The organism is Bengtsoniella intestinalis, from assembly GCF_039719005.1.
GTDB lineage: Bacteria > Bacillota > Clostridia > Oscillospirales > Oscillospiraceae > Oscillibacter > Oscillibacter intestinalis.
The window spans coordinates 1,557,899-1,570,787 of the sequence record NZ_CP133584.1 but is presented as its reverse complement, the minus strand read 5'-3'; the positions used below and the strand labels follow the sequence as shown (position 1 = coordinate 1,570,787).

Here is a 12,889-nt window from a genome sequence, read left to right as displayed (position 1 = left end):
GTATACGATTAAATACAGAACAGTGTATAGAACTAATTCTATACACTGTTCTGTATTTCATTCTGGTTTAAAATGTGATATACTGCTCAAGAATTGAAAGAAAAAGGAGCACATTTGATCATGACAACAGAAAATATTTGCATCTTGGTAACCATCGCCTTGTATTTGGCGATGATGGTGGGCATTGGCCTGCGGTTTTCCAAGAAAACCAACACTTCTGACGACTTCTACCTAGGTGGCCGTAAGCTGGGGCCCTTGGTGACCGCCATGAGTGCCGAAGCCTCTGACATGAGCGGCTGGCTGTTGATGGGTTTGCCCGGCGTGGCGTATCTGTACGGTATTTCTGACGCAGGTTGGACTGCCATCGGCCTTGGCATCGGTACTTATTTAAACTGGCTTTTGGTGGCAAAGCGGATTCGCTTGTACAGCCATCACATTGACGCCATCACCATTCCTGAGTTTTTTGCTAAGCGGTTCCACGACAGCGCGCATATTTTGACTGGCATTTCTGCCGCTGTCATTTTGATTTTCTTCATCCCTTACACAGCCTCTGGCTTTGCTGCTTGCGGCAAGCTGTTCAACAGCATTTTCGGCATCAATTACATGACGGCTATGATTGTTTCTGCCATTGTTATCGTGGCATACACCGCCTTGGGTGGCTTTTTGGCTGCCTCTACCACTGACTTTATCCAAAGCATTGTCATGAGCATCGCTATGATTGTCATGGTGTTCTTTGGTATCAGCGTGGCTGGCGGCTTGGATGTGGTGATGGACAACGCCAACCAGTTGGTGGGCTATCTGTCTATGATTGAAATCCATGATCCCACCACTTTGACTTCTTCTGCCTATGGTCCCATCACCATTGTCTCCACCATGGCTTGGGGTTTGGGCTACTTTGGTATGCCCCACATCTTATTGCGCTTTATGGCCATTGAAGATGAAAATAAGTTGGCGCTGTCCCGTCGCGTGGCATCTGTGTGGGTGGTCATTGCCATGTTTGTGGCTATTTTCATCGGTATCATCGGCTATTCTGTGTCCAAAGTGGGCGCCATTGCCGTGCTGGAAGGCTCTGATTCTGAGACCATCGTGGTGAAGTTGGCTGGTCTTTTGTCTACCTATGGCGTTTTCCCTGCATTGATTGCAGGTGTTGTGGTGGCAGGTATTTTGGCTTGCACCATGTCCACCTCTGACTCCCAATTGTTGACCGCTGCTTCTGGTGTGTCTGAAAACTTGCTGAGCGAATGTTTCGGTGTGAAAATGACCGAAAAGCAACAATTGATGGCTGCCCGTGCCACCGTGCTGGTGATTGCAGTTGTGGCTATGTTCTTGGCAAGCGATCCCAACAGCTCTGTGTTTGATATTGTTTCTTTTGCATGGGCAGGCTTCGGCGCCACCTTTGGCCCAGTTATGCTAATGTCTCTGTTCTGGAAGCGTTGCAACAAAGAAGGTGCCATCGCTGGCTTGGTTGCTGGCGGCATCATGGTCTTTGCGTGGAAGTACATGGTGCGTCCTATGGGCGGCGTGTGGAATATCTACGAACTATTGCCTGCCTTCATCGTGGCATTCGTAGCCATCGTGGTGGTCAGCTTGGCTACCGCGGCGCCCTCTGCTGAAATCAAAGCTGAATTCGATGCAGTGAGCAAGATGTAAGGGTTATACCATATAATATAGTAAGAGAGGGGTGGAAACCCTCTCTTTTTTTGTCTATGTAGATTGATTTAATATCTTCACCCTGAGGGAGTTCTTGTTAGATACACTTTCTCCCACTGCTGTGGAGGATGCTGCCGCGCGGGCTTTCTTCGCCCCCGACCCTTGTAGGGGCGGCTATTAGCCGCCCGTGGAAATCGATTGCAATTTGCTTCACCCTGTGGGAATTCTCTTTTGATGGACTCCTTCCCACTCCGTGGGGGGCGCTCGCCGCGCGGGCGTTACTTTGCAAAGATGCAAAGTAACCAAAAATCTTACACGTGGCAGATGACCACGCGTGGTCATCTGTCTCACGTGCTCCCATTGTATACGGATTGTAAGTGTGAGTGGGTGCGGTGCTATTGGGGCATCTGGCTCACATCCGTTCGGCTTATCGTGTGGGATACGCGAACCAACGCTGATTGCTGCCGCACGTTTATCGTACGATGACATGGGAACACGCATTTGAGGTGCCTTAGATTGTGGACGTCGGTTGGTGCGGTGGCGCTGGGTGGGCGCTGACCTGCGGTCAGCTTGGCTTGTATGCAATGGTGTTCCCTGTACGGGCGACCTGTGGTCGCCCGTATTACCCAGCGCCACCAACCTATACCATACCCACACCCTAGGCACGCCAAAGAAATGGCACCATCTCAACCGCATCTCCCCATCAGGGCGAAGCCCGAAAGAATACTTCGCGTCAAATCAGGCCACTCGGTGCCGTTCAAAAGACCAAAGCACCCCAGCGATGAGCCCTCGCATAAAGCCCCTTTTTTCACTCGACCGCAGTCGTCGTGAAAAAATCGTTTTTTGATTCTTTTTGTCGATACAAAAAGAATGCCCCCACGGCAGTGGTCCGCCCCGAAGGGGGCAAAGCCGTCCGCAGGACACCCCGAAGGGGGCAAAGCCGTCCGCAGGACACCCCCGAAGGGGGAAAAACCGCCGTTTTCACGGCAAACCTACCCCAAACCCATCCACCATTTTCCATATCAGAAAAAACTTGCAAAAAACTGAAAATAAGTGTTGACTTTTATCGAATGCCGTGGTATTCTAACTAAGCTGTCTCGAGCGGTTGCCCAAAAGGTGCTGCGACAGGCGTCGAAAGCTTTTCTCTTTCCTTTGAGAATTCGAAAAAAGTTCTTGACAAACAGCCATGTATCTGGTATGATATAAAAGTTGTCAGCGACGAACGAGAGCTTCGGTTCAAGTTCACCTGACCGTCGAAAACTTCAAAAACTTCCGAAAAGAAGTTGAAAAAAGTTCTTGACAAACGGTGTTGATTATGATAGAATAATCAAGTCGTCAAAACCGAACACGAACTTCTGGTTCAAAACTTTTGAAAAAAAGTTCTTGACAAACGGTTCTGGTTCTGGTATAATGATAACACTCCGCTGAACGGAAACGTCGGCGTGTACCTTGTAAATTAAACAATGTAACAAAAATTTTTAAAGCACCAACGGTAAGTGTTGTGAGTAATTACAACACACCGGAAAGTTGCCCGACAAGAGTTTGGTTGTGCGAACGAAACTGCGGATTAGTCAATTCTCTGCAGGACTGAGGTAACTATAAAAAAACTAATTAAGCTAGCAAAAGCTTGATAAACTGATTTGATGAGACTACGGTCTCTTTAAATACCATTTTATTGAGAGTTTGATCCTGGCTCAGGATGAACGCTGGCGGCGTGCTTAACACATGCAAGTCGAACGAGAATCTGTGGATAGAGACTTCGGTCAATTGAAGTAGAGGACAGTGGCGGACTGGTGAGTAACGCGTGAAGAACCTGCCTTTCAGAGGGGGACAACAGTTGGAAACGACTGCTAATACCGCATAATGTGCTTGGGTCGCATGGCTCGAGTACCAAAGATTTATCGCTGAAAGATGGCTTCGCGTCTGATTAGCTAGTTGGTAGGGTAATGGCCTACCAAGGCGACGATCAGTAGCCGGACTGAGAGGTTGACCGGCCACATTGGGACTGAGATACGGCCCAGACTCCTACGGGAGGCAGCAGTGGGGAATATTGGGCAATGGACGCAAGTCTGACCCAGCAACGCCGCGTGAAGGAAGAAGGCTTTCGGGTTGTAAACTTCTTTTATCAAGGAAGAGTAGAAGACGGTACTTGATGAATAAGCCACGGCTAACTACGTGCCAGCAGCCGCGGTAATACGTAGGTGGCAAGCGTTATCCGGATTTACTGGGTGTAAAGGGCGTGTAGCCGGGAAGGCAAGTCAGATGTGAAATCTGGAGGCTCAACCTCCAAACTGCATTTGAAACTGCTTTTCTTGAGTGTCGGAGAGGTAATCGGAATTCCTTGTGTAGCGGTGAAATGCGTAGATATAAGGAAGAACACCAGTGGCGAAGGCGGATTACTGGACGACAACTGACGGTGAGGCGCGAAAGCGTGGGGAGCAAACAGGATTAGATACCCTGGTAGTCCACGCTGTAAACGATGGATACTAGGTGTGCGGGGACTGACCCCCTGCGTGCCGCAGTTAACACAATAAGTATCCCACCTGGGGAGTACGATCGCAAGGTTGAAACTCAAAGGAATTGACGGGGGCCCGCACAAGCGGTGGATTATGTGGTTTAATTCGAAGCAACGCGAAGAACCTTACCAGGACTTGACATCCTACTAACGAAGTAGAGATACATCAGGTGCCCTTCGGGGAAAGTAGAGACAGGTGGTGCATGGTTGTCGTCAGCTCGTGTCGTGAGATGTTGGGTTAAGTCCCGCAACGAGCGCAACCCCTATTGTTAGTTGCTACGCAAGAGCACTCTAGCGAGACTGCCGTTGACAAAACGGAGGAAGGTGGGGACGACGTCAAATCATCATGCCCCTTATGTCCTGGGCTACACACGTAATACAATGGCGGTAAACAGAGGGATGCAATACAGCGATGTGGAGCGAACCCCTAAAAGCCGTCTCAGTTCGGATTGCAGGCTGCAACTCGCCTGCATGAAGTCGGAATCGCTAGTAATCGCGGATCAGCATGCCGCGGTGAATACGTTCCCGGGCCTTGTACACACCGCCCGTCACACCATGAGAGTCGGGAACACCCGAAGTCCGTAGCCTAACCGTAAGGAGGGCGCGGCCGAAGGTGGGTTCGATAATTAGGGTGAAGTCGTAACAAGGTAGCCGTATCGGAAGGTGCGGCTGGATCACCTCCTTTCTAAGGAGACTTCGAGAGATGAAATTGACTTCTCTTGTAACGTCCTAAGGTCAGCCGTTGAGCTTTGAAGTTGTTACATTGTTTAATTTAGAGGGCACACGCTAGAGCGGTGCTTAGTCTGGGGGATTAGCTCAGCTGGGAGAGCGCCTGATTTGCATTCAGGAGGTCAACGGTTCGATCCCGTTATTCTCCACCAATAAAACTGGTGGTAGACAACGATATCTCCACCATATGGGCCTATAGCTCAGCTGGCTAGAGCGCACGACTGATAATCGTGAGGTCGATGGTTCGAGTCCATCTAGGCCCACCACTTTTAAAGTAATAAGTAATAGTGAATAAGAAATAAGTGTTGATTGAAATTTTTTCAACAGAGAGAATTTCAATGAGCATTTATGCTCTGAGTTGTCGAAAGATGACTAAAGAATGTACCTTGAAAACTGAACATTGTATCAAATTAAAGTAAAAGTAAGGCAACAGAAAGGTTCTGCGTGTTTTGATTTAATTAAAACATACAGAGAATTTTAGTTAAGATATTATTTAATTGTGGAACAACATCTGAAAAGATGAGGGTAACACATTACAATTTCAACGGAAGCGGATTTGCGAAAGCAAAAAAACTTCAAACAAAAAACTTTTTGATTGCCTGCATAATTCGAAAGAACGAAATCTAACTGAGATATCAGCTTAGTTTTCGATTGGTCAAGCTAAAAAGAGCGCAAGGGGAATGCCTTGGCACTGAGAGCCGATGAAGGACGCGATAAGCTGCGATAAGCTGCGGGTAGGAGCAAATATCCTTTGATCCGCAGATTTCCGAATGGGGAAACCCACATGGACAATATCCATGTAACGTGCATTGAATAAAATAGGTGTACGTGGGGAACCGTCTGAACTGAAACATCTAAGTAGGACGAGGAAAAGACATCAACAGAGATTCCGTAAGTAGTGGCGAGCGAACGCGGAAGAGGCCAAACCAGTGGATTTATTCACTGGGGTTTGGACTGACATAACGGTTAACTAGGTTAGGAGAATGGCATGGGAAGGCCATCCACAGAGGGTGAGAGACCCGTATCCGAAAACCGATGTTAATTAGTCAGTATCCAGAGTACCGCCGGACACGTGAAACCCGGTGGGAATATGGGGGGACCACCCTCCAAGCCTAAATACTACTCAGTGACCGATAGAGAAGCAGTACCGTGAGGGAAAGGTGAAAAGGACCCCGGAAGGGGAGTGAAAAAGAACCTGAAACCTTGTGCTTACAAGCAGTCAAAGCCCGTTAATGGGTGATGGCGTACTTTTTGTAGAACGGTCCGGCGAGTTATGGTAACTAGCAAGGTTAAGCTATTAAGTAGCGGAGCCGTAGCGAGAGCGAGTCTGAATAGGGCGTATGAAGTTAGTTGCTATAGACCCGAAACCGGGTGACCTACCCATGAGCAGGTTGAAGTGGCAGTGAAATGCCATGGAGGACCGAACCGACCCCCGTTGCAATGGTGGCGGATGACTTGTGGGTAGCGGTGAAATTCCAATCGAACTCGGAGATAGCTGGTTCTCCCCGAAATAGCTTTAGGGCTAGCGTTAACTTAGATTACCGGAGGTAGAGCACTGAATGAGCTAGGGGGCGATAAGCTTACTGAACTCTATCAAACTCCGAATGCCGGATAATTGATGGTTGGCAGTCAGACAGTGTGAGATAAGTTTCATTGTCAAAAGGGAAACAGCCCAGACCTACAGCTAAGGTCCCAAATATACACTAAGTGGAAAACGATGTGGAGTTGCGAAAACAACCAGGATGTTGGCTTAGAAGCAGCCATACATTAAAAGAGTGCGTAATAGCTCACTGGTCGAGTGATTCTGCGCGGAAAATGTAACGGGGCTAAGTGTATAACCGAAGCTTAGGATTGCACGTAAGTGTAGTGGTAGGGGAGCGTTCTGTACGGGGTGAAGTCGTAGCGTAAGCAGCGGTGGACTGTACAGAAGTGAGAATGCCGGAATGAGTAGCGAGAATTATGTGGGAATCATAATGGCCGAAAATCTAAGGTTTCTTGGGGAAGGTTCGTCCGCCCAAGGTAAGCCGGGAGCTAAGGCGAGGCCGAAAGGCGTAGTCGATGCACAGACGGTAGAAATTCCGTCGCCACCGAACACTTAAACCAGAAGGACACTTCAGACTAGTCGAACCCAGCCGTTGGTTGCGCTGGGCGTAAGGGACCGAAATATAGTAGGGAAGTCGATGAATATGGAGGCGAGAAAAGCTCTGGTGTATGCTAAGGTGCCCGTACCGCAAACCGACACAGGTAGATGAGGAGAGAATCCTAAGGCCAACGGGAGAAGGGTTGTTAAGGAACTCGGCAAATTGACCCCGTAACTTCGGAATAAGGGGAGCCTCGAAAGAGGCCGCAGTGAATAGGCCCAAGCAACTGTTTACCAAAAACACAGGTCTATGCTAAATCGAAAGATGACGTATATGGGCTGACGCCTGCCCGGTGCCGGAAGGTTAAGAGGAGAGCTTAGCGCAAGCGAAGGTTTGAATTGAAGCCCCGGTAAACGGCGGCCGTAACTATAACGGTCCTAAGGTAGCGAAATTCCTTGTCAGGTAAGTTCTGACCCGCACGAAAGGCGTAATGATTTGGGCACTGTCTCAACAGCCCGCCCGGCGAAATTGTAGTACTGGTGAAGATGCCAGTTACCCGCAACTAGACGGAAAGACCCCATGGAGCTTTACTGCAGCTTAATACTGGAAATTGGTGATTCATGTACAGGATAGGTGGGAGACTGAGAAGTTTAGCCGTCAGGTTAAATGGAGTCGCTGGTGGGATACCACTCTTGAATTACTGATTTTCTAACCTGCGGCCGTGAATCCGGTCGGGGGACACTGTTAGGCGGGCAGTTTGACTGGGGCGGTCGCCTCCTAAAATGTAACGGAGGCGCTCAAAGGTTCGTTCAGCACGGACGGAAATCGTGCATTGAGTGTAAACGCATAAACGAGCCTAACTGCGAGACTGACAGGTCGAGCAGTAACGAAAGTTGGAGTTAGTGATCCGGTGGTATGCAAGTGGAAGTGCCATCGCTCAACGGATAAAAGCTACCCTGGGGATAACAGGCTGATCTCCCCCAAGCGTCCACAGCGACGGGGAGGTTTGGCACCTCGATGTCGGCTCGTCACATCCTGGGGCTGTATTCGGTCCCAAGGGTTCGGCTGTTCGCCGATTAAAGTGGCACGCGAGCTGGGTTCAGAACGTCGTGAGACAGTTCGGTCCCTATCTGTTGCGGGCGTAAGAGATTTGAGGAGAGCTGACCTTAGTACGAGAGGACCGGGTTGGACGTACCTCTGGTGCACCAGTTGTTCTGCCAAGGGCATAGCTGGGTAGCTACGTACGGACGAGATAAACGCTGAAGGCATCTAAGCGTGAAACTCCCTTCAAGATTAGATCTCTCATCCTTTATGGAGTAAGGACACAGGAAGACTACCTGTTTGATAGGCCAGAGGTGGAAGCGCAGTAATGTGTGTAGCTGACTGGTACTAATAGTCCGAGGGCTTGACCTACAATATATGCAGGCAATAGCCTTATTCATAGCAATAAATTGATACAGTGTTCGGTTTTGAAGGTATATTTCTTCAACTGTAATAAGCAAATGTGGCGGTGGAACAACTTTTTCACTATTCACTCTTACTTATTACTTTAATTGATCCGCACCTTTAGCTCAGTTGGTAGAGCAACTGACTCTTAATCAGTGGGTCCCCGGTTCGAATCCGTGAAGGTGCACCAAGCAGATTGTTCTGGTGTAATTCATGTGAATTACACCAGGGCGACAGCTAAAGCGGTCAAACAATTCAATAGTGAGTGTTTATTAGGATGAGGGTCCACCTGTTCCCATTCCGAACACAGTAGTTAAGCTCATTTCTGTCCACAATACTTGGCTGGCGACGGCCTGGGAAGATAGATAACGCTCACACAGAGAAACCGATTTGCAAAAGCAAGTCGGTTTTTTTGCGTCATTTTGAGAGATAGATGGTGTCTTGCCAGACGGGTGTTCTTTTTGCCCCTATGGGGCGGTCACCTGCCGGTGGGACGTTCTTTTTGTCTCGACAAAAGAATCAAAAAACGATTTTTTCACGGCGCTTGCGAGCGAGTGAAAAAAGGGGCTTTTACGGGGGTTCATTGTTGGGGTGCTTGGGTCTCTTGAATGGCACCCAGTGGCCTGATTTAATGAGAAGTATTCTGTCGGGCTTCGTCTTGTGGTATGTTGCGGAATGATAATACGATTTCTCTGGGTGCCTCGGGTGTGATGGCGGTATTGATTGGTGGCGTTGGATAGTGGTGCTACCGTGCCGCATCTGCTTCGCGGATGTTCTGTGAAAGAGTCTGTGTAAGTTATGATTTATCAGTCAAATTTAGCGATTGCCATTGCCTTTTTGAGGAAAACAGGGTACAATGGAGAAAAACAAGGAGGGTTGCAGTATGATTGTTATTCGGTGCCATGAGTGTAAACGCAAATATAATTGGGCTGGGGATGCTTTTTGCCCTCATTGCGGCGCATTTAACCAAGCAGAGGACTATAGCTTTGACCGTGAACGTGTTGCGGTGAAGTTGGAAGACGACGAACCTGAAAAAGTTTTGTTTCAACGGAAAAAAACCGCTACAGGCCATGCAAACCAAGCGCCGAACCGTCCTGTTCCACCTAAGCGCTATGAAGCATCGCCTAAAAGAACCAACCAACAACAGGCGGATCCAGCCCAAGCCAAAGGTTGCTTGCGCAAAATCATCATTGCCGTGGTGGTCTGGAATGTAGCGATGGTAGTGCTGGGCATGTTATCAAATTTCGTATTTAGTTTATTTTAAAACTAGCAACAAACCCGTGGCTTCTTGGAGTCATGGGTTTTTCATTGTATAAAGGAGGGATGACTATGGAACCATGTATGCTCTGTCCACGCCAGTGCAACGTTGACCGCCAACAGCAGATGGGCTATTGTGGCGGTGGTGGACAGATGAAAATTGCCAGAGCGATGCTTCACTTTGGGGAAGAGCCTTGCATCAGTGGGCAGCATGGGTCGGGTGCGATTTTCTTTTCTGGGTGTCCTCTTCGCTGTGTATTTTGTCAAAATCACGTAATCAGTCAAGATAATTTTGGTGCGGAAATCACTGTGGAGCGACTGGCGAATATCTGTTTGGAGTTACAAGAACAAGGGGCACAAACCTTAAATTTGGTGAGTCCCACTCAATACAGCAGTCAGATTGTACAGGCGTTGGAGCGCGTGAAACCACAGTTGTTCATTCCCGTGGTATACAACACCAGCGGCTATGAAACTGTGGTAGCACTGAGACAATTGGAGGGGCTAGTGAATGTGTATTTGCCAGATTTCAAATATAAAAGTCCAGAACTTTCCAAAGAATATGCAGCTGCTGAAAATTATTTTTCTGTGACGAGTCAAGCCATTTTGGAGATGTTCCGCCAAACAGGGCCGTATAGACTGGGGACGGATGGCATTTTGCAGCAAGGGATTATGGTGCGGCTTTTGGTGCTTCCCGGCACGCGACAAGACTCTAAGGATATCGTTCACTGGTTGGGCACGCATTTTGATAAGACTGATATATTGCTAAGCTTGATGCGCCAGTATACGCCAGAGTTTTATCACGGAGAAAATAAGAATTTGCAACGTCGTCTCACCACATTTGAGTATCAGCAAGTGGTGGATGTAGCCATGGATTATGGGTTTCAAGGATATACACAAGATAAAAATTCTGCCACCACGGCCTATACGCCTGATTTCAATTTGGAAGGTGTGCGTTAAAATGATAATACTCTTTGTGCAATGTGAGCAAAGATTGCCCCTTGTGAAAATGAAAGAGAGAAAGTCGAATTATGGTATTATCTGGTGATAAATTATATGATTTGAGTCTGTTTTTTAGCAGACTGCGTATTTTTACCATATATATGAAAATGATGGCAAAAGCGCAAAGTACTACCTCTCAGAAAAAACGTGGTCACAATTCGTTCATTATTTGTGCAATGTGACAGTTGACGGTATGCAAATTTAGTGATATTGTTTATCCATAGATTTGGCAAGGACGCCAAAGAGGGAGCGAAACCCTCTTTGTCATCCTTGCCCTTTTTTTATTTGCGAAATGCAAGAGGAGGAAGAAACAATGAGCGCTGTTGATACTTTATGGGTACTGCTTGGTGCCGCACTGGTCTTTATCATGCAAGCTGGGTTCACAATGGTGGAAGCTGGCTTTACGAGAGCAAAAAATGCAGGTAACATCTGCATGAAAAATGTCATGGACTTCTGCTGTGGTACGCTGGTCTATTGGCTGATGGGTTTTTCCATCATGTATGGTACCACTGAGTTAATCCCCGGTTGGTTTGGTTGCTTCGGCGTATCCGCTGCCGCTGACACCGATTGGACTTCTTTGATTTTCCAAACTGTGTTCTGTGCCACCTCTGCTACCATTGTCTCTGGTGCTATGGCAGAACGTACCCAATTTAAATCTTACTTGGTTTATTCTGTTTGCCTGTCTGCTCTGGTGTATCCTATCTCTGGTCACTGGATCTGGGGTGGCGGTTGGCTGGCAACCCTCGGTACTGCCGATGGTATGTGGTCTTCTTTGGGTGCTTATGGTTTCCATGATTTCGCTGGTTCTACCGTGGTGCACATGGTGGGCGGTGTGGCCGCTCTCATCGGTGCTAAAATCCTTGGGCCTCGTATTGGCAAGTATGACAAAAATGGCAATGCACGTGCAATCCCCGGTCACTCCATTACCTTGGGTTGCTTGGGTGTGTTCCTGCTGTGGTTCGGCTGGTTCGGCTTCAACCCTGCTTCTTCTTTGGGTATCGAAGGCTTGACCAACAACGTGGGTCGTATCTTCGTCACCACCAACATGGCCGCTGCTACGGCTGCCATCACTGCCATGGTTATCACTTGGATCCGCTATAAAAAACCTGACGTGTCCATGACCTTGAACGGTATTCTGGCTGGCTTGGTGGCCATCACCGCTGGCTGTTCCACTGTTACTGTCACTGGTTCTGCCATCATTGGTATCATCGCTGGTTTCGTGGTGGTGTTCGGTGTTGAATTTGTTGACCAAAAGCTGAAAATCGACGACCCCGTCGGTGCTGTTGGCGTCCACGGTATGTGTGGCGCAATCGGTACCATTCTGGTGGGTGTGTTTGCGTACTTTGATCCCTACTCTGACATGGATGTCCTGACTGCTGGCACTGGTTTGGGTCTGGTTTACGGCGGTGGCGCTGCACAATTGATTGTCCAAACCATTGGTGTTGTGGCTGTCATCATCTGGGTTACCATCACCATGTCTATCGTGTTCACTGCCATTGATAAGACCATGGGCTTGCGCGTCAGCAAGCAAGAAGAATTGGAAGGTCTGGACGTGACCGAACATGGTCTGGTCAACGCTTACGCTGACTTTGCTGTGGCTGTTGAGTCTGTCATTGGTGATGAGACTCCTGTCACTGGGACTACACCTGTACGGGAGGCTGTGCCTGTGGAATTGGTTACCCCAACTGAAACAGATGCTGTGCCTGTGTCTGCTTCTGGCGACAAGATGACTCGCATTGACATTATTTGCAGCAAAACTCGCTTTGACGCATTGAAAAATGCTCTCTTTGAAATCGGTATCACTGGCATGACCTGCACCAACGTGCTGGGCTGTGGCGAACAAAAGGGTGCCACCGAATACTACCGTGGTGTTAAGATGGAAGCTTCTCTCCATCCCAAGGTGCAAATCTCCATCGTGGTTTGCAAGCTGCCTGTTTCCTTGGTGGTTGAAACCGCTAAGAAGGCACTCTACACTGGCCACATCGGCGATGGTAAAATCTTTGTGTACAATGTGGAACACGTCATCCGTGTCCGCACTGGCGCTCAAGATTTCGACGCTCTGCAAGACGCATAATTCCCCTTTGATTTCGATGCTTTGTAAGACGCATAACTTACAGGTGTTTGAAATGGTTCTCTTTTCACGAGAAACCCATAAGCGCGTTTCCGTGAAGTAATCTCAGATTTCGATGCTTTGTAAGACGCATAACTTACA

General features: G+C 48.3%; 5 protein-coding genes, 3 tRNA genes and 3 rRNA genes. All 11 read left to right on the top strand.

Features of this window, described 5'->3' with window-relative positions:
* Positions 1–120 precede the first annotated feature (120 nt).
* The 11 genes from RFF05_RS07670 (at position 121) to RFF05_RS07620 (ending at position 12,751) form a co-directional block, all read left to right on the top strand.
* On the top strand, positions 121–1,650 hold the full coding sequence (locus tag RFF05_RS07670) for a sodium/proline symporter (RefSeq protein WP_409969768.1): 1,530 nt from the start codon (positions 121–123) through the stop codon (positions 1,648–1,650).
* A 518-nt stretch (positions 1,651–2,168) separates the two neighbouring features.
* Positions 2,169–2,312, top strand: coding sequence for a hypothetical protein (locus RFF05_RS07665; RefSeq protein ID WP_409969767.1), 144 nt, complete (start codon positions 2,169–2,171; stop codon positions 2,310–2,312).
* Positions 2,313–3,321: 1,009 nt separating this feature from the next.
* Positions 3,322–4,850: ribosomal RNA gene (locus tag RFF05_RS07660) — 16S ribosomal RNA — on the top strand.
* Between the two features lie 120 nt (positions 4,851–4,970).
* Positions 4,971–5,046 (top strand) — tRNA-Ala (locus tag RFF05_RS07655).
* Between the two features lie 37 nt (positions 5,047–5,083).
* Positions 5,084–5,160: transfer RNA gene (locus tag RFF05_RS07650), tRNA-Ile, on the top strand.
* 387 nt (positions 5,161–5,547) lie between these two features.
* Positions 5,548–8,388 (top strand): 23S ribosomal RNA (locus RFF05_RS07645).
* Positions 8,389–8,535: 147 nt separating this feature from the next.
* Positions 8,536–8,611, top strand: a tRNA-Lys gene (locus tag RFF05_RS07640).
* 71 nt (positions 8,612–8,682) lie between these two features.
* Positions 8,683–8,798, top strand: a 5S ribosomal RNA gene (gene rrf, locus RFF05_RS07635).
* Together the 16S, 23S and 5S rRNA genes with 3 tRNA genes alongside form the textbook arrangement of a ribosomal RNA operon.
* Before the next feature lie 506 nt (positions 8,799–9,304).
* Positions 9,305–9,685 carry a hypothetical protein gene (locus RFF05_RS07630; protein WP_409969766.1) on the top strand — a complete coding sequence of 127 codons (381 nt, stop codon included), beginning with the start codon at positions 9,305–9,307 and terminating at the stop codon, positions 9,683–9,685.
* A 65-nt stretch (positions 9,686–9,750) separates the two neighbouring features.
* Positions 9,751–10,635 carry a radical SAM protein gene (locus tag RFF05_RS07625; protein WP_409969765.1) on the top strand — a complete coding sequence of 295 codons (885 nt, stop codon included), beginning with the start codon at positions 9,751–9,753 and terminating at the stop codon, positions 10,633–10,635.
* 355 nt (positions 10,636–10,990) lie between these two features.
* On the top strand, positions 10,991–12,751 hold the full coding sequence (locus tag RFF05_RS07620) for an ammonium transporter (RefSeq protein ID WP_409969764.1): 1,761 nt from the start codon (positions 10,991–10,993) through the stop codon (positions 12,749–12,751).
* The last annotated feature ends 138 nt before the right edge of the window (positions 12,752–12,889 follow it).